Source organism: Roseixanthobacter finlandensis (genome assembly GCF_043195105.2).
GTDB lineage: Bacteria > Pseudomonadota > Alphaproteobacteria > Rhizobiales > Xanthobacteraceae > NCEH01.
Window position 1 is genome coordinate 3,384,812 of record NZ_CM195536.1, and the last position, 25,068, is coordinate 3,409,879.

A 25,068-nucleotide genomic window follows, 5' to 3' on the forward strand; every position below is an offset into this window, starting at 1 on the left:
TCTCACGCGGGTAGCACAGCCCCATCCGCCAGGGCCACCATCAATCCCTCATTGGCGCGCAGCGCGATTTCGCCGGATATCCGCTCCTCCTCGCGATCGCAGAAGGTGGAGAGCAACACCTCGCCCGCAAGACCCGGCAAGGTCGCGGCCAGCGGCTCCGCGCCGAGGTTCAGCGCCACCAGCACCCGCACCGCACCGTCGAGCGCGCGGACATAAAGCAGCAGATCGCCTTGCGCCGCGAGGGCGTGATAGGCGCCCAGCATCAGCTCCGCCCGCCCGCGCCGCACCTCGATGAGGCGCCGCACCAGGGTCAGCATGGAATGGCCATTGCCGCGCTGGGCGGCGACGTTCACCTCGGGAAAATCCGCCGCCAGGGGCAACCAGGGCTCGACGGTGGAGAAGCCGGCGAACGGGCCGTCGTCCCATTGCATGGGCGTGCGCACACCGTCGCGGCCAAGGCCGAGGCCCGGGACGTTTTTCTCATAAGGGTCCTGCACCCGCTCGGGCGGAATGGGCACGTTGGCCATGCCGATTTCATCGCCATAATAGAGCGTTGGCGTACCGCGCAGGGTCAAAAGCAGCATGGCCGCGACCCGCGCCTGGTCCGGCCCGACGCGGCTCGCGATGCGCGGGCGATCATGATTGCCCAGCACCCAATTGGGCCATCCGCCGGCCGGCAATGCGGCTTCATAATCGGCGATGAGCCGGTCCAGCGCCCGGGCATTCCAGGGCGTCTCGAGTAGTGCGAAATTGAACGGCAGGTGCACGCCCTTCAGCTCCGCCCCGTAATAGGCGACGAGCCGCGCAACGGGCAGATAGATTTCCCCGATCAGCAGCCGCTCGGGAAATTCATCCACGACGGCGCGCAGACCGGCGATCACATCCTGAACCTCGGAGAGGTCCGTGGTGTGCAGCGGCTGGAGGCGGGCATAGGGGTTCATTCCCGTGGCGAAGGCGGGGTTCTCCGGATTATCGCGGAATTCCAGGTCCTTCATCAGGTGCCAGATCACATCGACCCGAAAGCCGTCGACGCCGCGCCGCATCCAGATGCGCATGACGTCGTGGATCGCCGCGACCACCTGCGGATTGCGCCAGTTTAGATCCGGCTGGCGGTCCAGAAAGGCGTGGTAATAATATTGCCCGCTCGCCGCATCGAACGCCCAGGCGCTGCCGCCAAATTCGGACAGCCAATTGTTGGGCGGCCCGCCGTCGGGCGCCGGGTCGCGCCAGATGTACCAGTCGCGCTTGGGATTTTCGCGCGACGCGCGGGCCTCCTGAAACCAGGGATGCGCATCTGAGGTGTGATTGGGCACCAGATCCAGCAGCAGCTTCATGCCCCGCTCGTGCACCGCCGCCACCAGCCGGTCGAAATCCGCGAGGGTCCCGAACAGCGGGTCGATGCCCACGTAATCGCTGACGTCATAGCCGAAATCGGCCATGGGCGAGGGGAAGATGGGCGAAATCCAGATGGCATCGACGCCGAGGTCGGCGAGATAATCCAGCCGCGCGAGCAGGCCCGGCAGATCGCCCACGCCATCGCCCGAACCATCCTGGAACGAGCGCGGATAGACTTGGTAAATCACCGCCGTCTGCCACCAGGACGCCGGGGGCCGGAGCGCTCCGGTCTCTTTTTCCGCATCCATGGATGGTCCTTCCCCTGGCTTTTGGCGCCGCGTCGCAACCATTCAAGCAGCCCGGCGCGACCAGCGCATTACGCTTCGCCCCCGTCTGGCACGTGCGGCGGCGCGATCGTCATAACGGAAGGCGCGCCGCGCTGGTTCCCGCCCGCCCCTTCGGTTCGTCCTGCTTCGCCCCAATGGCCTGCGAAAGAAGGGGAACCGCCGCCGCTTTGGCGCGTTGCCTCCCTGACGGGCTCAGCCGGCCGTTCGCCGGACGAGAGCCGTTCGCCTTCTCCCGCCGCAGTGACGAGCCCATGCTGATCCTCTCCGAACCGCGCGCCAGCCATCAAAGTTCCGTTTCGGGCCGCCGGGCGCCCCGGCTGTATTTTCTCGATCCGATGCCGCAGCCGGCCTTTGCCCGGGCCTGCGTGCATGCGGGCGCCCTCGGGTTTGACGCCATCCTGCTCGCCCCCCCCTTCGCCACCGGCCGCGACAAAAACGTGTTCCTCAGCGCCGATCACGACCGGCTGAATGCGCGCTTCGACCGGCCCGGCGATGCGCTCGACGCCGTCGCGGCATTGGCCGATGAGGCGCGCCAGCAGGGGCTCGACCTGTTCCTGGACCTGGTGGTGGACCGCATGGCGCCGGACGGCCTGCTGCCGGCCATGGAACCCTCATGGTTCCTGCCCCGGGATGCCGAACCGACGGTTCCCGATCCCCGCCGCCCGCCGACGCGCGAAGGGGCGCAGGTGAATTTCACCGATGCAGGGGTCGCTGGCGCGGTCGCGGCCTATTTCGCCGATCTGGTCGGCGCCTTGGTGGATTGCGGCGTCGCCGGCTTTCGCTGCGATGCCCCACAGAGGGTGCCAACCGAGGTGTGGGGAAAAATCATCACCGCCGGGCGGGAAGCCGACGCCGCAGTCCGGTTTCTCGCCTGGACGCCGGGCCTCACACATGCGCAAATCGAAGCCTTGCTGCCGGCCGGCTTCAACGGCGGCTTTTCCTCGCTCGCATGGTGGGATGTCCGCAAGCCCTGGATCGCGCAAGAAATGGCGCTGCTGAACCGGCTCGGGCCTGTCATCGCATTTCCCGAGGCGCCCTTCGCCGCGCGACTGGCGCCCAGGCCGGATGTTGGCGATCCCTCCCGCGCCCATCGGCGGGCGCTCGCGCTCGCGGCCGCTCTGGGCGACGGGCTGCTGGTGCCGGCTGGCTTTGAATTCGGCGCGCGCGATCCCCTCGATCCCACGGGTGCGCTTGCCACCGATCTGACCCAATTAAGGGAGGCGGCCGCCTTCGATCTTTCGCCCGCCATCGCCGTGGCCAATGACGCCATGGCGCAGCGCGCCGTCCGTGGCGCAAGCGGCCCCTGGCGGCTGATCTCGCCGCCCGCCGCCCCGCTCGCCGTGCTGATCCGGGACTGCGAGGACGGGGATGTGGCGGACCTTGTGATCGCCAATGCCAGCCTTGAGCGCGAGAGCCACGCCAGCGGCGCCGCCTTGATGCCGCGCACCGACGGCTTCGCCCGGTTCGAGGAGCCGGACGGAACCGTCTTCGACACCACATCCAGCCTTTCCGTGCCGCCCGGCGGGGTGATGCGCCTGCACGGCCGGCGGCCCCAGCCCGTTCTGTTGGAAGAGCATGGCCGCAAGGGCGCCCTCAGTGCCGCGCGAGCCCAGCGCCTCGCCATCGAAGCGGTGAGCCCCGCCGTGGACGACGGCGCCTTTCCGGTGCGGCGCATGGTCGGCGAGCGCATTTCCGTCGAGGCGGATGTAGTGAGCGACGGGCATGATTCCATCGCGGTGGCCTTGCTCTGGCGGCCCGCCGACGATGCCGGCTGGCGCGAAGTGCGCATGGCGCCGCTCGACAATGATCGCTATCGCGCCGAATTCCCCCTGGAACGCCTGGGGCGTCATCTCTTCACCATCGAGGCGTGGCGCGACCCCTATGACAGCTTCCACCACGCCTTTTCCGCCAAGGTGAATGCGGGGCTCGACGTGGCGCTGGAGATCGAGGAAGGCCGGACCCTGGTGGCCAGCGCCTCCGGCACCGGGGAGGCCGGCGCCCGCATCGCCGAACTCGGCTTGGCGCTGGCGCGGGCGGACGCGACGGCGGCGCGCGACCTGCTTTTGAGCCCGCGGACGCAGGAGATTCTCGCGGAAAGCGACGTGCGGCCGTTTGCGGTGCGCCATCCGCGCCTGTTCCCGGTGGATGCCGAGCGTGAGCGCGCCGCCTTCGCCGCCTGGTATGAAATTTTCCCCCGTTCCACCTCGGGCGATGCGACCCGCCACGGCACCTTCGACGACGTGATCGCCGATTTGCCCCGCATCCGCGACATGGGGTTCGACGTGCTCTATTTCCCGCCGATCCATCCCATCGGCGAGAAGAACCGCAAGGGGCGGGACAACACCCTCACCCCCGGCCCGGACGATCCCGGAAGCCCCTATGCCATCGGCTCGCACGAGGGCGGGCACGATGCGGTGCACCCCCAATTGGGCACGCCCGCCGACTTCCGCCGCATGCTGGCAGCCGCGAAGGACCATGGGCTTGAGATCGCGCTGGATTTCGCCATCCAGTGCGCCCCCGACCATCCCTGGCTCGCCGCGCATCCCGGCTGGTTCGACTGGCGGCCCGACGGCAGCATCAAATATGCGGAAAATCCGCCGAAGAAATATCAGGACATCGTCAATGTGGACTTCTTCGCGAAGGATGCCGTGCCCGACCTGTGGCTGGCCCTGCGCGACGTGGTGCTGCACTGGATTGACCAGGGGGTGCGCCTGTTCCGGGTGGACAATCCCCACACCAAGCCTTTCCCCTTCTGGGAATGGCTGATCAGCGACATCCGCGCGCAGCATCCCGACGCGGTGTTCCTGGCAGAGGCCTTCACCCGGCCGAAAATCATGCACCGGCTGGCGAAGATCGGCTTTTCGCAATCCTATACCTATTTCACTTGGCGCAACACGAAGGCGGAACTCATTGAATACATGACCGAGCTGACGGCTCCGCCGGTCAGCGAGTTTTATCGGCCGCATTTCTTCGTCAATACGCCCGACATCAATCCCTATTACCTCCAGACCTCGGGCCGCCCCGGCTTCCTGGCCCGCGCCGCCCTCGCCGCCACCCTCTCCGGGCTGTGGGGCATGTTCTCCGGCTTCGAATTGTGCGAGGCTGACCCGGTTCCGGGTAAGGAGGAATACAAGTCCTCCGACAAATATGAGATTCGGGCCCGAAATTACGGTTCAGAGGGCGGCATAGGTGCTGAGATCACCCTTCTCAACCGCATTCGTCGGGAGAACCCGGCGCTACGCACGCATCTCGGCCTGCTGTTCCTCAATGCCTGGAACGACCAGGTGCTGGCGTTTGCTAAATTCACCCCCGACCGTGACAACCTTTTGGTAATCCTCGTGAATCTTGATCCGTACGCGGCCCAGGGGTGTGACTTCGAGATTCCGCTGTGGGAACTCGGCCTGCCCGACCATGCCACCCTCCATGTGGAAAATCTCATTCATGATCAATCTTTTAGCTGGAGCGGCAAGATCCAGCACCAGCATCTCGACCCGGCCCTTCCGTTTGCGATCTACCGCCTGTCCGGGGAGGCCTGAATGAGCGAACCGGCCGTCGGCAATCCTAATCCTTATTGGTACAAAGATGCTGTTATTTATCAAGTCCATGTAAAATCATTCTTCGATTCCAACAATGATGGAATCGGAGATTTCCCGGGATTGCTCTCAAAGCTGGATTATATTGCGGATCTCGGCGTGGATACGATATGGCTCCTGCCATTCTATCCCTCTCCACGACGCGATGACGGCTATGATATCTCGCTATACGAAGGCGTTTCACCCGATTACGGGACGATGGAGGATGCCCGCCGTTTCATAGAGGCGGCTCACGCACGCGGTATCCGCGTCATCACGGAACTGGTCATCAACCATACTTCCGATCAACACCCCTGGTTTCAGGCCGCAAGATCCGCACCGAAAGGATCGCCTGAGCGTAATTATTATGTATGGGCAGATGATGACCACGGATATTCCGGAACACGCATCATCTTTCTTGACACCGAAAAATCAAATTGGACTTACGATCCCGTTGCAGGTCAATATTTTTGGCACCGATTTTATTCGCATCAACCCGATTTGAACTTCGATAATCCGGAGGTCCTGGAGCGGGTTCTCTCTGTCATGCGCTTCTGGCTGGACATGGGAGTGGACGGGCTGCGGCTTGATGCCGTCCCCTATCTGATCGAGCGTGAGGGAACGTCAAACGAAAATTTGGACGAGACCCACACCATTCTCAAGAATATCCGCGCCCACCTCGATGAGAATTACACCGGGCGCATGCTGCTCGCCGAAGCTAATATGTGGCCGGAAGATACCCAGCAATATTTCGGAGCGGAGGGAGATGAATGCCATATGGCCTTCCACTTCCCGCTCATGCCGCGCATGTACATGGCGATTGCCAAGGAGGACCGCTTCCCGATAACCGATATCTTACGGCAAACGCCGGCGATTCCTGAAAACTGCCAATGGGCGATTTTCCTGCGCAACCACGATGAGCTGACGCTGGAAATGGTGACGGATTCCGAGCGCGACTATCTCTGGAGCGTATACGCCGCCGACCGCCGCGCCCGCATCAATCTGGGAATTCGTCGCCGTCTTGCGCCCTTGCTTGAGCGCGACCGCCGACGCATCGAATTGATGAATGCGTTATTGTTCACTATGCCGGGAACGCCAGTCATTTACTATGGTGACGAAATCGGAATGGGGGACAATATTCACCTCGGCGACCGCGACGGCGTGCGCACGCCCATGCAATGGTCGCCGGACCGCAACGGCGGCTTCTCCCGCGCCGACCCGGAAAGCCTTGTCCTGCCGCCAATTCAGGATCCGCTGTATGGCTATTATGCGCTGAATGTGGAAGCGCAATTGCGTGACCCCCATTCGCTGCTGAACTGGACGCGGCGCGTGCTGGCAATCCGCAAACGGCACAGCGCATTTGGCCGCGGCACCTTCCGCCTGCTCTATCCTGGAAACCGAAAAATACTTGCGTACCTGCGTGAATACCAGGATGAGACCATAGTGTGCGTGGCGAATTTGTCGCAGACATTGCAGGCGGTCGAGCTTGATATTGTGGAGTTCGAACATCGCGTCCCGGTCGAGATGGTGGGCGGAACGCCCTTTCCCCCCGTCGGCCGCCTGCCCTATCTGCTCACTTTGCCAGCTTACGGCTTTTATGCCTTTTACCTCTCGAAGGAGGTCGCGGAGCCCAGTTGGCACGCACCGCCGCCCGAGCAACTGCCTGAATTCGTTACGCTGGTGCTCCGCTCGGGCTTGCCGGAGGTCGGCCGAGACCGCCACAAGGCGCTGTTGGAGAGCGAGGCTTTGCCCGCCTATATCGGCCGCCGCCGCTGGTTCGCCTCCAAGAATGAGAAGCTTGGCGCGGTCCGCATCGCCTGGTCCCTGCCGCTTCCGGCCGGCGCCGACCGTTCGGAACTGCTGCTTGCCGCCATCGATGTGGAGGTGGGCGGGCGCACCGAGCAATATATGATGCCGCTCGCCATTGCGTGGGAAGACCAGCAGCCCGCGCCGCTGGTCACCCAGCTCGCCCTCTCACGGGTGCGCCAGGGCCGCCGGGTGGGGTATCTCACCGACGCACTGACCCTTGACGTCATGCCCCACGCGGTGATCGCCGCGCTGCGCAAGGAAATCGCCCTGCCCATCCCCGATGGCGGGGACCTGCGCTTCGTGCCGACCGCGCGGCTCGCCGCGATGGAGATCCCGCCCGAAACGCCGGTGCTGCGCATCGCGGCAGAACAGTCCAACTCCACCATCATCATCGAGGATCTGGCGGTGTTGAAGGTGGTGCGTCGCACGGTGTTCGGCATACACCCGGAATCCGAGATGGCGCGTCACCTCACCGAACAGGATTATGCCAACACGGCGCCACTGCTCGGGGAAGTGGTGCGCTTCGATGGCGAGAGCCGGCCCGCGGTGGTCGCGCTGCTGCTGGGCCATGTGCGCAACCAGGGCGACGGCTGGACCTGGATGATCGAGCAATTGCGGCGCGCGCTCGGTGCCACGACCCCGGCCGACGAAGAAAAGGGCGCGGCGTTCGACGAGCAGATCAACGGCCTCACCCCGTTCATCCGGGCCACCGGGCGCAGGCTGGCCGAGCTGCACGCGGTCCTGGCCCGCCCGAGCGACGACCCCGCCTTCGCCCCGTCCATCGCTGAAGCCGAGGATGTCGCCGCATGGGGCAGGCAGGCGGAGGCGGAGCTTTCCCACGCTCTGGATATCCTGGCCGCGCACGGCCCGTTCGAGGATGCGGAGACAGACGCGCGCGTGCGCGCCCTTCTCGATAGTCGCACCGCTTTGCTGCGGGCGGTGGATGCCCTCGCGCAGACCTCCGTGGGGGCGTTGATGACGCGCATTCACGGGGATTTCCATCTCGGGCAGATCCTGGTGTCCGGCGGCGATGCCTATATCATCGATTTCGAGGGCGAGCCCCGGCGTACCATCGCCGAACGTCGCGCCAAGACCAGTCCGTGGCGCGACGTGGCGGGCCTCATGCGCTCGCTGGATTACGTGCGCGCCGCCATCGATGCGCCCGCAAGCGAAATCCGCGCATGGGAAACCGCGGCGGAGCGCCAGGCCCTTCTGGAGCGCTTCCGAAGCCGAGCCGAACGCAGCTTCCTCGGTGGTTATACCGAAGGTGGTGGGCCCTCCGCGAGCATAGACCGGCGGCTACTCGATCTCTTCCTGCTGGAAAAAGCCGCTTACGAGGTGGCGTACGAGGCGGCCAACCGGCCGGCCTGGATCGGCTTCGCGGTGCGCGGCCTGCATGACCTTGCCGTGCGGCTCGCCGGTGCGGCCGAAGTGGAACGCGAACCAAGCCTGGAGGATGCCCATTGAACATTCTCCCGCGCCAGCCAGGAGGACCTGCGATGACCATCGCTGAGCGCATCGAGACCGACCTGACGCTCGACCCCGCCGCCGTTGAGGCATTGGTTGAGGGGCGCGACGGTGATCCCTTCGCCTTGCTCGGTCCCCATCGGATCGGGCAGGATGTCGTGCTGCGGACCTTTCAGCCGGGGGCCCGCGAGGTGGAGGCCGTGGACCCGGTCACCGGCGCACCCCTCGCCACGCTCTCGCAGGTGCATCCCGCCGGGCTGTTTTCCGGCAAACTCGCATCGGCCGATGGTTCGCGCGACGGGGACGCGCCGCGCTACCGTTTGCGGATCCGCTGGGGCGACGGCGACATGCAGGAGAGCGAAGACCCCTACGCCTTTCCACCTTTGCTGGGCGATCTCGACCTCTATTTGCTGGGCGAAGGCACCCACCTCGATCTCTCCGACGTGCTGGGCGCCCATGTGGCGAGCGTGGATGGCATCAGCGGCGTGCGATTTGCGGTTTGGGCGCCCAACGCGCGCCGGGCGTCGGTGGTGGGCGATTTCAACGGCTGGGACGGGCGCCGCAATCCCATGCGACTGCGCCATTCCGCCGGCATCTGGGAGATCTTCATCCCCCGTCTCGGCGCCGGGGCGCGCTACAAGTTCGAACTGCTGGGGGCGGATGGCAACCTTTTGCCGCTGAAGGCGGATCCGGTGGCGCGCGCGGCGGAACTGGCGCCCGCAACCGCCTCCATCGTCGCCGATCCCGCGCCGTTCCACTGGTCCGACACCGACTGGATGGAGCAGCGCCACGCACGCCAGGATGCGCAGGCGCCGATCTCCATCTACGAGCTGCATCCGGGCTCCTGGATGCGCCATCTGGACGACGGCGGAAGCTTCACCTGGGAGGAACTGGGGGACCGCCTCATTCCCTACGTGGCCGACATGGGCTTTTCCCATATCGAGCTGATGCCGGTGATGGAGCATCCTTTCGGCGGCTCATGGGGATACCAGCCCCTGGGGCTGTTCGCGCCAACCGCGCGCTTCGGCCCGCCCCATGCCTTTGCCCGCTTCGTGGATCGCTGCCATGCCGCCGGCATCGGCGTGCTGCTGGACTGGGTGCCAGCGCATTTTCCGAGTGACGCCCACGGCCTCGCCCGGTTTGACGGTACCGCGCTCTATGAGCATGCCGATCCGCGCGAGGGGTTCCATCACGACTGGAACACGCTGATCTATAATTTCGGCCGCTCGGAAGTCTCCGGCTTCCTCGTCGCCAGCGCGCTCGAATGGCTGCGGCACTTCCATGTGGATGGGCTGCGCGTCGATGCGGTGGCCTCCATGCTGTACCGCGACTATTCCCGCAAGCCGGGCGAATGGGTGCCCAACATCCATGGCGGACGGGAGAATCTGGAAGCGGTCGCCTTCCTGCGGCGGCTGAACGAGACGGTGCACGCCGAGGCGCCCGGCGCCATCATGGTGGCCGAGGAATCCACCGCGTGGCCGGGCGTCACCGCGCCCGTGGCGCTGGGCGGGCTCGGCTTCGATTTCAAATGGAACATGGGGTGGATGCACGACACCCTGCGCTATATCGGCCATGCGCCGATCCACCGGCGCTACCACCATCACGACATGACGTTCGCGCTCGTCTATGCCTTCTCGGAGCGCTTCGTCCTGCCGATTTCCCATGACGAAGTGGTGCACGGCAAGGGGTCCCTGCTCGGCCGCATGCCGGGCGATACATGGCAGCGCATGGCCAATCTGCGGGCCTATCTCGGCTTCATGTTCGGCCATCCCGGCAAGAAGCTTCTGTTCATGGGCTGCGAGTTTGGCCAGACGGGCGAGTGGAACCATGATGCGGAGCTGCCCTGGTCTCTCCTGGACGATCCGTTCCATCGCGGCGTGCAGAAGCTGGTGCGCGATCTGAACGCGCTCTATCGCGCCGTGCCTGCCCTGCATGCCCGCGATACCACACCGGACGGCTTCGCCTGGATCGTTGGGGACGACGTGGATAATTCGGTATTCGCCTTCTTCCGCTTCGCCGATAGCGGCGGGCCGGTCCTGGTGGTCGCGAACATGACGCCGGTCCCGCGCCACGGGTATCGGATCGGCGTGCCGCAGGGCGGTCCATGGGAGGAGATGCTGAATACGGATGCCACCGAATACGGCGGCTCCGGCATCGGCAATCTCGGTGCGGTCGAGGCGGTGGGCGGCGAGAGCCACGGCCAGCCCTTTTCGGTGAGCCTCAGCCTTCCGCCGCTCGGCGCGTTGTTCCTGCGGCCGAAGGAAACGCCATGACGCTGCCGCCGCTCCCCGATCGTCTCGAGGCGGGGCGGCCCTATCCCCTTGGCGCGGTGCCGAATGGCCTCGGCACCAATTTCGCCGTGTTTTCCGCCAATGCGGAAAAGGTGGAACTGTGCCTGTTCGAGCCGTCCGGCCGGCGCGAGGTGGCCCGCTTCACCCTGCCCGAATGCACGGACGAGGTCTGGCACGGCTATCTTCCGGGCGCCTTCGAGGGTCTGGTCTACGGCTATCGCGCCCACGGCCCGTTCGATCCCGCACGGGGGCATCGCTTCAATCCCGCCAAGCTGCTGCTCGATCCCTATGCACGGCAGATCACCGGTGCCCTGCGCTGGTCGGACGCCCTGTTCGGCTATCGCATCCATGGCGGGCGGGCCGACCTTTCGCTAGACCGCCGCGACAGTGCGGCCGCCATGCCGAAAGCCGTCGTCGTGGGCGAGGCGACGGACTGGGGCGACGAGCGCGCGCCCAATGTGCCGTGGGAAGACACGGTCATCTATGAAGCCCATGTGCGCGGCCTTTCCATGGGGCGCACCGACATTCGCGCGCACGAGCGCGGCACCTTCGCGGCCCTGACCCATCCGCGCTTTATCGAGCATCTGCAAAGGCTCGGCATTACCGCGATCGAGCTGATGCCGGTCCACGCCTTCCTTCAGGACCGCTTTCTGCTGGAACGGGGGCTACGCAATTACTGGGGCTATTCCACCCTCGCCTTCTTCGCGCCGGAACCAAGCTTCCTGTCCACCGGCTCGCTGCATGAGATGCGCGCCGCCATCCGCCGCCTGCATGCAGCGGGCATCGAGGTGATCCTCGACGTGGTGTATAACCACACCTGCGAGGGCAACGAGCTTGGCCCGACCCTCTCGTTCCGCGGCCTCGACAATGCCAGCTATTACCGTCTCGTGCCCGGCGACGAGCGCTATTACATCAACGACACCGGCTGCGGAAACACGGTCAATCTCAGCCATCCACGCGTGCTGCAAATGGTGATGGATTCGCTGCGCTATTGGGCCACCGCCTTCCGCATCGACGGCTTCCGCTTTGATCTCGGGGTCACCCTGGGGCGTGAGGGCACGGGGTTCGATCCCGGCTCCGGCTTCTTCGATGCGGTGCGGCAGGATCCGATACTCGCGCGCTGCAAGCTGATCGCCGAGCCCTGGGACATCGGGCCGGACGGCTACCAGCTCGGCTGCATGCCGCCGGGCTTCGCGGAATGGAACGATGCCTTCCGGGACGGCGTGCGGCGGTTCTGGAGCCGCGAGCCGGGACGGCGCGGCGATCTCGCGGCACGCGTCTCCGGCTCCGGCGACACCTTCGACCGCCGCTTCCGCAAGCCCTCGGCCTCGATCAATTACGTCGCCTCCCACGACGGCTTCACCCTCGCGGATCTCGTGTCCTACGCACGCAAGCACAATGCCGCCAATGGCGAGGACCAGCGGGACGGACACGACGCCAACCACAGCGCCAATTGGGGCGTGGAGGGGCCGACCGTCGATCCCGCAATCCTGGAAACCCGGGCGCGGGTGATGCGGGCCATGCTGGCGACGGTGATGTTCGCACAGGGCACGCCCATGCTGCTGGCCGGCGACGAGTTCGGCCGCAGCCAGAAAGGCAATAATAATGCCTATTGCCAAGACAACGAGGTGTCCTGGATCGATTGGGAGCGCGCTCGCGCGCCCGACGGCCGGGCGCTCACCGCCTTCTTTGCGCGCCTCGCCGAGATCCGCCGCCGTTTCGCCATCCTGCGTGCCCCCCATTTCCTGCATGGGCTGGCGGAACTCGCGCCGGGCCTTCGGGATATCGGCTGGTTCGACGAGACCGGCGCCGAACTGCATGGCGATGCGTGGCATGCGGACGGCGGACACACGCTCGCCCTGCGGCGGGCGGGACCCGCGACGGTCGTGGGCGATGTACCGCCCGGCCGGCTCGACGTGCTTCTGCTGCTGATGAACGCCCAGGACCGCCCGGTGGTGTTCCGCCTGCCCGCGCCCGCGGTGACATGGCGCACGCTGGTGGACAGCGCCGCCGGTCTGGTCTCCGAGCAGCGCCCGGTGGAAGATGAAACGCTAGTTTCCGCGCTCAGCATTCGCCTGCTTGCCGCCCATCTGGACCCGCAGTCATGAGCCTGCCGGCCCATTCCGCGCGAGCTGCCGCGCACATTTTTTTCTGAAGGCCATTTTTCATGGACGATGCCCTGCTCGATCTCGCCCGGCTTGCTGGGATCTCGCCGTTCTGGACCGACGCCTTCGGCCGGCCCCAGGCGGTGCCCCATGAGGTTCTGCGCGCCCTGCTGCGGGCGCTCGATCTGCCCGCCGATACGCCCGGCGACATCGCCGACAGCCGCGCGCGCCAGCGCGGCGGCACGGTGGATGGCCTTGCGCCCCTCCTGACATTGGATGCGGGCTGCGCGATCCGCATTCCAGCCGCCAAAGGGGCGCTGCGCATGCGCTATCGGGTGACGCTGGAAGGCGGCGGCCTGGTGGAGGGCGAAGCGGACGTGGAGGATGGTGCTATTGCCCTTCCGGCGATCGACATGCCCGGCTACCACCGGCTGGAGCTGGGGGACGCCCAAACAACCCTTGCGGTGGCGCCGGCTCGTGCGTTCGCGCTCGCAGATGTGACGGGGCGGGAAGACCCGCGCCTTTGGGGCCTCGCGGTGCAACTCTACGCGCTGCGGCGCGACGGCGATGGCGGCATCGGCGATTTCTCGGCGCTCGCCCAATTGTCGGTGAAAGCCGCCAATGCCGGCGCCTCGGCCTTGGTGCTGAGCCCGGTTCATGCGCCATTCGCCGCCGATCCCGCCCATTTCAGCCCTTACTCTCCCTCAAGCCGCCTGTTCCTCAATCCGCTGCATGCCGACCCGGCGCTGATTTTCGGCGGCCCGGCCGTGGATGCGGCGGTGGCCGCGCTCGATCTTGGCCCGCTGCGCACCTCGCTTGAAGCCTCCGATCTGGTGCAATGGGACAAGGCCGGCGCGGCCAAGATCGCGCTGCTGCGCCATCTGTTCGAGACCGTCCTGCCGCACGAGCCGGAGTTGATGGCCGCGTTCCAGGCGTTCCGCGCCGCGGGCGGGCAAAATCTGGCGGACCATGCGGTGTTCGAGGCCCTCCACCAGCGCCAGTTCGGCGAGGGGCGCGGGCAATGGAACTGGCGCGGCTGGCCGGAAGGGTTTCGCGAGTCGCGCGGCGCCGCCGTCGCAGGCTTTGCCCGCCGCCACCCGCAGGAGGTGAGCTTTCACGCCTTCCTGCAATGGGTCGCCGACAAGGGATTGGCGCAGGCGCAGGATTCCGCCCGTTCCGCCGGCATGGGCATCGGCCTCATCTCCGACCTGGCCGTGGGCGCGGATGGGGGTGGAAGCCAGGCGTGGAGCCGCCAGGACGAGATGCTCATCGGCTGCTCCATAGGTGCGCCGCCGGACCTTTTGAATTCGGTCGGCCAGACCTGGGGGCTCACGGCCTTCTCGCCGCGCGCCTTCGCCGCCAGCGGCTTCGCAAGCTTTCTCGACATGCTCCGCGCAGCGATGGCCCATGCGGGCGGCGTGCGCATCGATCACATCATGGGCCTGTCGCGCCTATGGATGGTGCCGGATGGCGCGCCCCCCGCGCACGGCGCCTATCTCACCTATCCGTTCGACGATCTGGCGCGGCTCGTGACGCTGGAATCCCACCGCCACCGTGCCATCGTCATCGGCGAGGATCTCGGCACCGTGCCCGAAGGCTTCCGCGAACGCCTCGCCGCGCGCGGCATTCTCGGCATGCGGGTCTTGTGGTTCGAGCGCGAGGGCGCGCAGTTCAAGCCGGCCGGCGCCTATTCCCCCGATGCCATCGCCGTCACCGGAACGCACGATTTGCCCACGGTGACCGGCTGGTGGAGCGGGCGCGACATCGATTGGCGCAGCCCCGCCGGCCTATTGGCGGAAGGCAATACCGAGGAGACCGAGCGCAGTGGCCGCGCCGAGGATCGCGCGCATCTGTGGGCCGCCATCGGCGAGGACGGCCTTCCACCACCCGACCAAAGCGAAGCCGTATTGGATGCCGCCTTGCGGTTTCTGGCTGGCACGCCGAGCCCGCTGGTGGTGGTGCCGATGGAAGATGCGCTCGCTTTGCCCGAGCAACCCAACCTGCCCGGCACGGTGGAAGAGCATCCCAACTGGCGCCGGCGCCTCGCTGCCCAGGCGGCTCACATATTGGAGGAGCCGGCCGTACAGCGGCGGCTTCATCTGCTGGACACCGCAAGGAGCAAGGGATGACCGCGCCGCGCGCCACCGTGCGCCTCCAGTTCCATCGCGAATTCCCGCTCGATGCTGCGATCCCGCTGGTGGATTATTTCGCCGATCTCGGCATCAGCCACATCTATTCCTCCCCGCTCCTCACCTCTCGGCCCGGCTCGCGCCACGGCTATGACACGGTCGACCACGGCACGCTCGATCCCGAACTGGGCGGGGAAGCGGCCCTGCGCCGGCTCGTGGCGGCGCTGCGGGCGCGGAGCATGGGGCTGATCCTCGATATCGTGCCCAACCACATGGGCGTCGGCGGGGCCGATAATCCGGTCTGGCTCGACGTGCTCGAATGGGGACGCGAAAGCAGCTATCGCGAGTTCTTCGACATCGACTGGACCCCGGCGGACACGCGGCTTTCGGGAAAAGTCATGGCGCCCTTCCTCGACCGCCCCTATGGCGAGGCACTGAAGGCCGGCGCCATCCGCCTCGGCCATGATGCCGCGCGCGGCACCTTCCATTTTAGCCACCATGATCACGTCTTCCCCCTGTGCCCCCGCCACTATGGGGACGTGCTTGGTGCGGCGAGCCGGGATATCGGCGGCATTCTCGGCACCGACCTCGCCACGTTGGAAGACCCCGCGACGGCAAAAGTCGACGTCCAGGCGGCGAAGGAGCGCCTTGCGCTGGCATTGACGCGCGAGGGCGCGCAGATCGTCGCCGACGCGCTCGATGCCTTCGATCCAGGCGGCGAAGACGGGCCGGCGCGGCTGCATGCGCTGCTGGAGAAGCAGAATTTTCGCCTCACCTGGTGGCGCGCGGCGAACGACGAGCTCAATTGGCGCCGCTTCTTCGATATCACCGGCCTCGCGGGCGTGAAGGTAGAGCGCCGCGAGGTGTTCGACACCGTGCACGCCCTCGTCTTCCAGCTCTACGCCGACGGGCTCATCGACGGGCTGCGGATCGACCATGTGGACGGCATCGCCGATCCCGGCGCCTATTGCCGCCAACTTCGGCGCAAGCTTGGGACGCTGGATATCCAACGGCCGCCGGATACGCCCGCGGGCGGCTATGTGGTGGTGGAGAAGATCCTCCATGCCGGCGAGACGATGCCCGCCGCCTGGCAGATGGACGGGACCACCGGCTATGACTTCATGGACGAGGTGTCATCGGTGCTCCACGACGGCAGCGCCGACGATGCGCTGGAAAAAATCTGGAGCCAGGCCACCCAGGACGCCAGCACCTATGCCGTCCAAATGGAGGCCGCGCGACGCCAGATCCTGCGCGAAGGCTTCGGCACCGAGATGAACACTGCCGCCCGCGCCCTGCATGACGTGGCGCAGCAGGATCTTGATACCCGCGACATCACCCTTGCCTCCATCCGCCGGTCCCTGAGGGAGCTGGTGGTGGCCTTTCCAGTCTATCGTACCTATGTCGATGCGAGCGGGCGCTCGGCGCAGGACTGGACCTATTTTTCTCAAGCTCTCGCCCAGGCCCGGCGACGCCTTGCCCCCATCGACCATCCGGTCCTCGATCTTTTGGACCGCTGGCTCGGCGGGGAAGCGCCGCGTGCGCTCGGTGGCGACATGGAGCATGCCGGCACCCGCGCCTATGCCATCGCGAAATTCCAGCAGCTTACCGCACCCATCGCCGCGAAGGCGGTGGAGGATACCGTATTCTATCGCTACGGACGGCTGCTCTCGCGCAATGAGGTCGGCTCCGATCCGGGGCAACTGGCTTTGCCGGTGCGCGCCTTCCACGCGCTGGCGGAGGCACGCGGCGCGCAGTTTCCCGACGCCATGCTCGCCACCGCCACCCACGACCATAAGCGCGGCGAGGACAGCCGCATGCGGCTCGCGGTGCTCAGCGAAATTCCGCAGGAATGGTCGGTGGCGCTGGCGGACCTCCTGGCGGCGGCACAGCCTCTGCGCGAGGCGCTGGGCGCCCTGCCCCCGCCAACCCCCGCCGACGAAGTAATGCTCTATCAAACCCTGATCGGCGCCTGGCCGCTGGATCTCGGCCCGGAAGACGGCGGGCGCCTGCACGGCCTGCTGGAACGCGTCGCCTCCTGGCAGATCAAGGCGTTGAGGGAAGCCAAGCGACATACCAACTGGGTTTTTCCCAATACCGACTATGAGGCGGGCTGCGACAGCTTTCTGCGCCTGACCCTTAGCGACGGGCGGGGCAAGGCGGTACGGGCGGCCCTCGCCGCGCTCGTGCAGCGCCTCGCCCCCGCCGGCGCGCTGAATGCGCTGGCACAGATCACGCTCAAATATACCGTTCCCGGCGTGCCGGATCTCTATCAAGGCACGGAGTTCTGGGACTTCAGCCTGGTGGACCCGGACAATCGCCGGCCCGTGGATTATCGTGTCCACGCTGCCGCCCTTACGCACCTCGGCGCGCCGGCCGAATGCCTGCCCCACTGGCGCGACGGGCGGATGAAGCAGAGCCTGATCGCGACACTTCTGCAGGCGCGGGCGGCCCATCCGGACCTGTTCGCGCACGGCAGCTATCTGCCGCTGGAGGTGAGCGGGCCGGCGGCCAATCAGGCGATCGCCTTCGCCCGCCAGCATGGCGAACTCAAGCTGGTGGTGGTGGCAAACCGTCTGTGCGCCGGATTGATGGATCCGGCCGCCGACCAGCCGCTGGTTCCCGGCGTAAAGCTCAAGGGTACCGGGCTCCTGGTGCCAGCTGAGCTTACGGGCGCCTATTTCGATCTTGCGGCCGGGCGCACCGTCTCGCTCGCGGAGACCACGCCGCTCGCGACCCTCCTGGAGCACATGCCGGTCGCGGTGTTGCTGACGGCGCCCTGAGGAACCAGAATCGCCGCTGACGCGTTGTGCTTGAGCGTAACTACGGCGAGGGGTGCTCCGTCGTCGACGGAGTGACACCGGCGGCGGTATCAAGCGATGGAGGCGAACATGGGCAAGCCGACCGGCGCGGGCCAGGGCCCGCAGACCGACAAGAAGCTGGATCAAGCCCTCGAAGACAGCTTCCCGGCCAGCGATCCACCCGCTGTCGCAGGCCCGCGCGGCATCACCGGCGCCAAAGCCGCCGCTGCGCCGCCGGAGACCGAGGCCGAATGCCAGGCGGAATCCGACGCCCTCGATGAGGCGCTGGAGGAGAGCTTTCCCGCCAGCGACCCGCCAGCTCAGAATGTGAAGCGCGGTGCCGATGATGCGGCGCCGGAAGAGCTGTGCCCTCCGACGCCGGCCAAGCGCTGAAGCAACGGGACGCGAGTTGCGTCCCGCAGCCCCGAGCGCGCCTGCATGTCCCCGGACACCGTCCGGCGGAGCTGCGCTTTCCTCGGAGCAGTGGCTTCTTAGCGCGCGCTTTTCTGGCGCGCGTTTCCTGGTTCAGCGCTCCCGGCTCAGCGCTCCCGGCTCAGCGCTTCTTGGCCTTGCGCGCCGCATAGCGTGCATCCCGCGCGGCCTTCTGTTCGGCCCGCAGCCGCTCTTCCTCAGCTTCCGCTTCCGCCTTCAGGCGCTCGGCTTCCGCTTCGGCTTCCGCTTCGGCGCGAATGCGCTCGGCCTCGCGCTGTTCCTTCTCACGCGCGTCCTGCTCCGCGCGGGCCGCCTGCTCACGCTCGCGCTCCGCAGCGCGGGCCGCACGGGCCGCCGCCTGCTCCGCGCGGGCGGCGCGCCGCGCCACCGCTTCGGGGTCGTCTTCCTTCGCACGGGCACTGAACTTCTCAAGCATCGCCGCGCGCGCCTTCGCCTGCGCTTCCAACCGATCGTTCAACCCGGCCTTCTTCACACCCTTCATGTCCCATCCATCGTCTTGCGGTCCAACGCCCCCCTCATATAGGCAAATCGTCATCCGCGCAGCACGACGCGGAGCCGGCGCGCCAATTTATCCGCGAAACGCTTGAAATGGGCACCGGCAGGGGTCCGAGGCCCGACGTCCGAATATGAAAATTCATCAATTGGCTCTATGTATTTCACCATTGGGATGGTGCGCAGGGGGAGCCCATGGCGGGGGCACAGTCAAAAAGCGGATGGCTGCAAAATCTGTCCGTCCAAAGTAAAATCGTAGGCATCATCGCCCTGCTGCTGGCGTGTTTCCTGGTTTCGCTCGGCGTCACCCGCATGACGGTGTGGCGGATCGACGAGCAGCGGGCCAGCGCTGAACAGCTGAACGCGTTCATCAAGGAGGTCAACGCCAGCGCCCGGGCCATCAATCGCCGCCAGATCGCATTGATGCGCGCTGCCTTTTCACCCACCGAGCTCAATCTCAAACATTACCATACCACCGACGAAGCCTTCTCCGAACAGCTGCAACAGGTGAGGAAGCTGGCGGGCAAGGACCCGATCCTTGTCGGCCAGTTCGAGCGCGTGCATCTCCTCAATACCTCCTGGAAAGAGCAGGTCGCGGGCCCCGTGGTGGCGATTGTGTCACGCTCCCTCGGCTCCTCCCTTCCCGGCGCGGAACTGAACAGCGCGCTCGGGAGCTTCCTGTCGACCGAAGTCACCGATGTCGGCAGCCGAGCCATCGCGGCCGGCCTAGACCAGATGCTGGCGACCTCCTCCGCACGCCTGGAAGCGGCGCAGGACAACCTTGAGAGTGGCGAGCGGCTGCTCGGGGTCATCAATCTGTCTGCACTTCTCGCAGCGTGTTGCACGGCGGCGGGGGCGATCTTCATGATGTCCCGCCTGCTGTCGACGCCCCTGCGGCAGGTGGCGCTGCTCATGGAACGTCTCGCGGCCCATGATCATTCGATCGTCGTCACGTATCTCGACCGGCGCGACGAGGTAGGCACCATCAGCCGCGCCCTTCAAGTCTTCAAGGCGATGGCAATCGAGACCTACGATAACAATTGGGTCAAGACGGAACTCGCCGGCCTTTCGCGCAAGCTCCAGGAGGCAAAAGAGTCGCAGGAGTTCGCGCAGACCTTGGTCAGCGCGGTGTCGGGCCTTGTCGGCGCCGGCGTCGGGGTATTCTACAGCTTCGATCCGGACAACGGCCTGCTCAGATTACGCGGCAGCTATGGCTATAAGGATCGCCGCCATGTCAGTCCGGAATATCGGCTCGGCGAGGGGCTGGTGGGCCAGTGCGCGCTGGAGCGCAGCACCATCATCCTGAGCCCGGTGCCAGAGGATTATGTCCGCATCCACTCCGGTACGGGCGAGGCTTCGCCGCGTGCAGTCATTGTTCTGCCCATCGTCTCAAAGGACCAGTTACTGGGCGTGCTGGAACTCGCCAGCTTCGAGCCGTTGGAAGGCCGTCGTCTCGCCCTCGTGGAGGAATTGGCGCCGCTCGCGGCCATCAGCTTCGACAATCTGGTGCGCGCCCGCCGCACCCTCGCCCTGCTGAAGCAGACCCAGGAACAGACCGCGGAACTGCGCGCCGCCGAAGAGGAATTGCGCAGCCAGCAGGAAGAATTGCGCACCACCAACGAGCAGATTCACGCCCAGTCCCAGCGCCTCGTCGCCTCCGAGGAGGAATTGCGGGTCCAGGCGCAGGAATTGCAGCAGGCCAACGATATTCTGCGGCGCAATGCCGAGGAACTGGAAAAGCAGAAATCCCACCTCGCCGAGCTCCAGGCGGAAACCCAGACCAAGGCGGACGATCTTTCGCGCGCCAATCAATACAAGTCGCAATTCCTCGCCAACATGTCGCACGAGCTGCGCACGCCGCTGAACTCCCTGCTGATCCTCGCCCAAGATCTGGCGGAAAACCGCGGCGGCAATCTGGACGAGGACCAGATCGAGGCGGTGTCCATCATTCACGACAGCGGCGCCAACCTGCTGCGGCTCATCAATGAGATTCTCGACCTGTCCAAGGTCGAAGCCGGCAAGATGGAGCTGGTGCGCGAGCCGCTGCGGGTGGCCGATTTTGCGCGCCGCATGGAGCGCAATTTCCGTCACATGGCGGACGAGAAAGGGCTTGCCTTCACCATCGACGTGGCGCCGGACGTGCCCCCCGTCATTGTCACCGACGACGGCAAGCTGGAACAGATCACCAACAATCTGCTGGGCAACGCCTTCAAATTCACCGCCAGCGGCAGCGTCACGGTGGCATTCACCGCCTGCGCGGACCTGGCGGGCGGCGGCTTGGCAATCGAGGTCACCGATTCCGGCATCGGCATCCCGCCGCACAAGCTCGACGCCATTTTCGAGGCGTTCGAACAGGTGGATGCCAGCACCCGCCGGCAATATGGCGGCACCGGCCTCGGCCTTGCCATCTCTCGCCGGCTGGCGGTGCTGCTGGGCGGCGATGTGACGGTGCGCAGCACGGAGGGCGCCGGCAGCACCTTCCGCCTGATCCTGCCCGTGGCCGCCGATGCGGAAGGACAGGCCGCCGCCGCACGCGAAGCCAGTTCCCCGAGGTCGAGCGTCGCGGCTCCGGCCGCTCCCCCGATCGCCGGCACGCCCGAGCGCCCCGCTTATATTGCGCGCACCCAGCCGTTCCTTGCGGACGACCGCAATGTGATCGCATCCGGCGACAAGGTTGTACTCATCGTCGAGGACGATGCCGCCTTCTGCCGCTCGCTCATGGGAATCGTGCGGCGCAAGGGCTATCGGGTGGTTGCCGCCGGCGACGGCGAAACCGGACTCGCCTTCGCGCGCACCTACAATCCCACCGGTATCCTGCTGGATGTCATGCTCCCCGGTATGGATGGCTGGCAGGTGATCGAGGCGCTGAAAAAGGACCCCGCAACCCGCCATATCCCGGTCCACTTCGTTTCGGCGCTGGAAGAGGCGCCGCGAGCGCGCGAGGCCGGCGCCGTCGGCTTCCTCACCAAGCCGGTCGGCCAGGCGGACCTGAACGGCGCCTTGGAGCGGCTGATGCATTTCGCCGCCGACCGGCGGCGCCAGGTCCTGGTGGTAGACGACGATCCGACCGCGCGCTTTTCGGTGCGCAAGCTGGTCGCGAGCGCCAGCATCGAGGTCCACGAGGCCGAATCCGCCGAGGACGCGCTGGCGTTCCTGGGCCAGCACGATGTGGATTGCATCGTGCTCGACCTCGGCCTGCCGGGCATGTCCGGCTTCCAATTCGTGGAAGAGCTGGCCGCGCGCGGTAGCATCGTGCCGGTGGTAATCTATTCCGCGCGTGACCTGACGCCGGAGGAGAGCTTGCGGCTGCGGGCCTATACCGACAGCATCGTCATCAAGGGCGCCCGCTCTCCCGAGCGGCTCCTGGATGAAGTGAGCCTGTTCCTGCACAGCGTCCGCCATGCGCCGGACGCCATCCCCGCCGAGCCCGACGGCGATCTTGCCGGCCGCAGGCTGCTGCTGGTGGACGACGACATGCGCAACATCTTCGCGCTCTCCAAGGTGCTGCGCGGTAAGGGGATCAACGTCATTCTCGCCTCGGACGGCACCAAGGCGCTGGCGCAGCTCGCCGACCATCCGGATACGGAAATCGTGCTGATGGACATCATGATGCCGGTGATGGACGGCTATGAGGCCATGGGCGAAATCCGCAAGAACCCGGCCTTCGCCAAGCTGCCCATCATCGCCCTCACCGCCAAGGCGATGACCGGCGACCGGGAAAAATGCATCGCCGCCGGCGCCAGCGATTATCTTTCCAAACCCATCGACGTGCCGAAGCTGCTGTCGATGATCCGCGTGTGGCTGGCACGGTCATGACCGGGGAAGGCGCCGAGGACATCGAGGCGATCGAGGTCGATCTGTTCGTCGAGGCGTTGCGTCGACGGTATGGCTATGATTTCCGCCAATATAATCGGGCATCCCTGACGCGGCGCATCCGCAATCTGGTCACGACCTTCGGCACCGGCACCATTGGCCAGCTGACCGACACGTTGCTGCATGACGCGGCTCGCCTGCCGGAGGTGATCTCCGGCCTGTCGGTGCCGGTATCGGAATTCTTTCGGGATCCGGCAAGCTTTGCCTGTCTGCGTCGCGACGTGTTCCCGGCCCTGGTCTCCTATCCCCAGGTCAACATCTGGCAAGCGGGATGCGCGCGCGGCGAAGAGGTCTACAGCCTCGCCATCCTGCTCACAGAGGCCGGGCTATACGAGCGCACGCGGATCTATGCCACGGACATTTCACCGGACTCGCTCAGCCGCGCCGCGGCAGGTATCTTCCCCGCCCGCGACCTGCGCGATTCCGCCGAGAGGTATAGAAATGCTGGCGGAACGCACAGTCTGTCGGACTATTATCACTCGCGCTATGAATTTTCAAAAATTGATACACAACTTATGCGGAATATTACTTTCGCAGAGCACAACCTCGTCACGGACGGCGTATTTTGCGAAGCGCATCTGATTCTTTGCCGTAATGTTTTGATCTATTTCACCAATCCGCTCCAAAATCGGGCGATTGGCATGTTTGCGGACAGCCTCGTGCGCACCGGCTTTCTGTGTCTCGGCGCGCGGGAAAATCTCGAATTCTCGCCCGAGCGCCAACGCTTCCAAATTGTCAACGCTGCGACGCAGCTGTATCGCTTGAAGCCAATCTATTGAGAGGAGCGATGGAGGCCATTGTGATCGGCGCTTCAGCAGGCGGTCCCGCCGCCCTCCAGACGATCATGGCGGGCCTGCACGCCGATATTCACGTCGCCGTCATTCTGGTGGTTCATGTGAGGGCCGACACGGAGGATCTGATGTCGCCCTTGCTGGACCGATCTAGCAAATGGCCGGTCACCACCGCACGCGAACGCACCCGCATCGAGCCGGGGCATGCCTATGTCGCGCCACCGGGCTACCATCTGCTGATTGAACGGGATCGCCGCTTCTCCCTGTCTGTGGATAAGCGCATCTCCTTTTCCCGTCCCTCGATCGATGTCCTGTTCGAAAGCGCGGCCGACGCTTATGGAGCCAACCTCGTAGGCGTGCTGCTCACGGGGGCCAATGCCGACGGCGCGGCCGGGATGAAGCGCATCCGGGAAGCCGGCGGCACCGCCCTCATCCAGGATCCCGCCGACGCCGCTGTTCCCATCATGCCGCAAGCCGCCCTCGACATGGCTGGCGCGGACCTGTGTGCCCCGCTGCCCGAACTCGTCGCGGCGCTCAACCGAATGTGCCGGACATGACAGATATCGCCCGCCCGAAAATCCTCGTCGTCGATGACGTGACAGCCAATCTCGTGGCCATGCGCCATCTGCTCTATTCGGTGCGGGCGGATATTTTCGAGGCGCATTCCGGCAATGAAGCCCTCGCCCTGTGTCTGGAGCATACGTTCGCCCTGATCCTGCTGGACGTCCAGATGCCGGACATGGACGGCTTCGAAGTGGCGTCCCATCTCAGCAACGATCCCACCACCTGCGACATTCCGGTGGTGTTCGTCACCGCGACCTATCTCGACGATATCAACCGCCTGAAGGGCTACACGTTCGGCGCGGTCGATTACATCGCCAAGCCGATCAACGATGCCATCCTGTTGTCGAAGGTCACGGTGTTCCTCGACCTCCACGTCAGCAAGCTGAAGCTCAAGGCGGCGTTGAGCGAACTTGCCGAACGCAACCGCCAGCTGGAAGACGAGATCGACGAACGCCGCCGGGTCGAGAAGCAGGTGCGCCACATGGCAACCCACGATGCGTTGACCGGGCTCGGCAACCGCATCCTGTTTCTCGATCGTCTGGACCGCGCGCTCGCCCAGGCCGCCATGCGGCATGCCCAGTTCGCCTTGCTCTATCTCGACATCGACGGGTTCAAGGGGGTGAATGACAGCTACGGCCACGGCGTGGGCGATCGCCTCCTGTGCGCCATCGCCGACCGGCTGCGCAACGGCGTGCGGCGCGAGGACATCGCGGCTCGCCTGAGCGGCGATGAATTCGCTGTCATCATGGACGGCATCGTCGATGCTGAAGTCGCGCTCTCACAGGCCAACCGCCTGTGCGCGGCGCTCCAGCAGCCATATGTCCTGGCCGACCAGGAGGCAACGGTGACGGTGGAGGTGAGCGCGAGCATCGGCGTCGCACTTTACCCGGACCACAGCATGACCGGCATTGATCTGATGCGCTCGGCGGATCGGGCCATGTACCAGGTCAAGCTGGCAGGGAAGCGCGGCGTCGCCATGGCCCATACCACCCTTCTCGACTTGCCGCGGGACACCAACGCGCCGCCGCCCAAATAGGCCGTC

Annotated in this window: 13 protein-coding genes; 11 read left to right on the forward strand and 2 right to left on the reverse strand. The window is 65.8% G+C overall.

The window, feature by feature from the left end; genetic code table 11:
* Positions 1 to 2: 2 nt before the first annotated feature.
* The gene (locus V5G24_RS16120; RefSeq protein ID WP_394081179.1) at positions 3 to 1,643 is read right to left on the reverse strand and encodes an alpha-amylase family glycosyl hydrolase; all 1,641 of its coding nucleotides are present in this window, start codon (positions 1,641 to 1,643) and stop codon (positions 3 to 5) included.
* Positions 1,644 to 1,933: 290 nt separating this feature from the next.
* Between V5G24_RS16120 and V5G24_RS16125 the strand changes: the two genes are divergently transcribed.
* From V5G24_RS16125 to V5G24_RS16155, 7 genes are all read left to right on the forward strand, one after another.
* Complete coding sequence (locus V5G24_RS16125; RefSeq protein WP_509292325.1) at positions 1,934 to 5,218, forward strand: maltotransferase domain-containing protein; 3,285 nt, start codon at positions 1,934 to 1,936, stop codon at positions 5,216 to 5,218.
* Entirely contained in the window at positions 5,219 to 8,530 is a 3,312-nt protein-coding gene (treS, locus tag V5G24_RS16130) for a maltose alpha-D-glucosyltransferase (protein WP_394081174.1), read from the forward strand.
* Between the two features lie 32 nt (positions 8,531 to 8,562).
* Positions 8,563 to 10,803 carry a 1,4-alpha-glucan branching protein GlgB gene (gene glgB / locus V5G24_RS16135; RefSeq protein ID WP_394081172.1) on the forward strand — a complete coding sequence of 747 codons (2,241 nt, stop codon included), beginning with the start codon at positions 8,563 to 8,565 and terminating at the stop codon, positions 10,801 to 10,803.
* Positions 10,800 to 12,929: a glycogen debranching protein GlgX gene (gene glgX / locus V5G24_RS16140; RefSeq protein WP_394081170.1), complete on the forward strand. Its 2,130-nt coding sequence runs from the start codon at positions 10,800 to 10,802 to the stop codon at positions 12,927 to 12,929. Before glgB ends, glgX begins: the two co-directional genes overlap by 4 nt.
* Positions 12,930 to 12,988: 59 nt before the next feature.
* On the forward strand, positions 12,989 to 15,055 hold the full coding sequence (malQ, locus tag V5G24_RS16145; protein WP_394081168.1) for a 4-alpha-glucanotransferase: 2,067 nt from the start codon (positions 12,989 to 12,991) through the stop codon (positions 15,053 to 15,055).
* Complete coding sequence (gene treY / locus V5G24_RS16150; protein ID WP_394081166.1) at positions 15,052 to 17,835, forward strand: malto-oligosyltrehalose synthase; 2,784 nt, start codon at positions 15,052 to 15,054, stop codon at positions 17,833 to 17,835. The genes malQ and treY overlap by 4 nt, the downstream gene beginning before the upstream one ends.
* 108 nt (positions 17,836 to 17,943) lie before the next feature.
* Positions 17,944 to 18,246 (forward strand): hypothetical protein, encoded by a 303-nt coding sequence (locus V5G24_RS16155; RefSeq protein WP_394081164.1) that lies wholly within the window; start codon positions 17,944 to 17,946, stop codon positions 18,244 to 18,246.
* 160 nt (positions 18,247 to 18,406) lie between these two features.
* Here the strand turns inward: V5G24_RS16155 and V5G24_RS16160 are convergent, their stop codons facing one another.
* Complete coding sequence (locus V5G24_RS16160) at positions 18,407 to 18,787, reverse strand: DUF6481 family protein (RefSeq protein ID WP_394081162.1); 381 nt, start codon at positions 18,785 to 18,787, stop codon at positions 18,407 to 18,409.
* Between the two features lie 206 nt (positions 18,788 to 18,993).
* Between V5G24_RS16160 and V5G24_RS16165 the strand changes: the two genes are divergently transcribed.
* From V5G24_RS16165 to V5G24_RS16180, 4 genes are all read left to right on the forward strand, one after another.
* Positions 18,994 to 22,614 carry a response regulator gene (locus V5G24_RS16165; protein ID WP_394081160.1) on the forward strand — a complete coding sequence of 1,207 codons (3,621 nt, stop codon included), beginning with the start codon at positions 18,994 to 18,996 and terminating at the stop codon, positions 22,612 to 22,614.
* Positions 22,596 to 23,450 (forward strand): CheR family methyltransferase, encoded by an 855-nt coding sequence (locus V5G24_RS16170; protein ID WP_509292246.1) that lies wholly within the window; start codon positions 22,596 to 22,598, stop codon positions 23,448 to 23,450. The genes V5G24_RS16165 and V5G24_RS16170 overlap by 19 nt, the downstream gene beginning before the upstream one ends.
* Positions 23,451 to 23,515: 65 nt before the next feature.
* Positions 23,516 to 24,019 carry a chemotaxis protein CheB gene (locus V5G24_RS16175; RefSeq protein WP_509292247.1) on the forward strand — a complete coding sequence of 168 codons (504 nt, stop codon included), beginning with the start codon at positions 23,516 to 23,518 and terminating at the stop codon, positions 24,017 to 24,019.
* Positions 24,016 to 25,062 (forward strand): two-component system response regulator, encoded by a 1,047-nt coding sequence (locus V5G24_RS16180; protein ID WP_394081154.1) that lies wholly within the window; start codon positions 24,016 to 24,018, stop codon positions 25,060 to 25,062. Before V5G24_RS16175 ends, V5G24_RS16180 begins: the two co-directional genes overlap by 4 nt.
* Positions 25,063 to 25,068: the final 6 nt, after the last annotated feature.

Coding starts and splice junctions, on each gene's coding strand:
- V5G24_RS16120 (WP_394081179.1), bottom strand. CDS start 1,643: ATGGATGCGGAAAAAGAGACCGGAGCGCTCCGGCCCCCGGCGTCCTGG.
- V5G24_RS16125 (WP_509292325.1), top strand. CDS start 1,934: ATGCTGATCCTCTCCGAACCGCGCGCCAGCCATCAAAGTTCCGTTTCG.
- treS (WP_394081174.1), top strand. CDS start 5,219: ATGAGCGAACCGGCCGTCGGCAATCCTAATCCTTATTGGTACAAAGAT.
- glgB (WP_394081172.1), top strand. CDS start 8,563: ATGACCATCGCTGAGCGCATCGAGACCGACCTGACGCTCGACCCCGCC.
- glgX (WP_394081170.1), top strand. CDS start 10,800: ATGACGCTGCCGCCGCTCCCCGATCGTCTCGAGGCGGGGCGGCCCTAT.
- malQ (WP_394081168.1), top strand. CDS start 12,989: ATGGACGATGCCCTGCTCGATCTCGCCCGGCTTGCTGGGATCTCGCCG.
- treY (WP_394081166.1), top strand. CDS start 15,052: ATGACCGCGCCGCGCGCCACCGTGCGCCTCCAGTTCCATCGCGAATTC.
- V5G24_RS16155 (WP_394081164.1), top strand. CDS start 17,944: ATGGGCAAGCCGACCGGCGCGGGCCAGGGCCCGCAGACCGACAAGAAG.
- V5G24_RS16160 (WP_394081162.1), bottom strand. CDS start 18,787: ATGAAGGGTGTGAAGAAGGCCGGGTTGAACGATCGGTTGGAAGCGCAG.
- V5G24_RS16165 (WP_394081160.1), top strand. CDS start 18,994: ATGGCGGGGGCACAGTCAAAAAGCGGATGGCTGCAAAATCTGTCCGTC.
- V5G24_RS16175 (WP_509292247.1), top strand. CDS start 23,516: ATGGCGGGCCTGCACGCCGATATTCACGTCGCCGTCATTCTGGTGGTT.
- V5G24_RS16180 (WP_394081154.1), top strand. CDS start 24,016: ATGACAGATATCGCCCGCCCGAAAATCCTCGTCGTCGATGACGTGACA.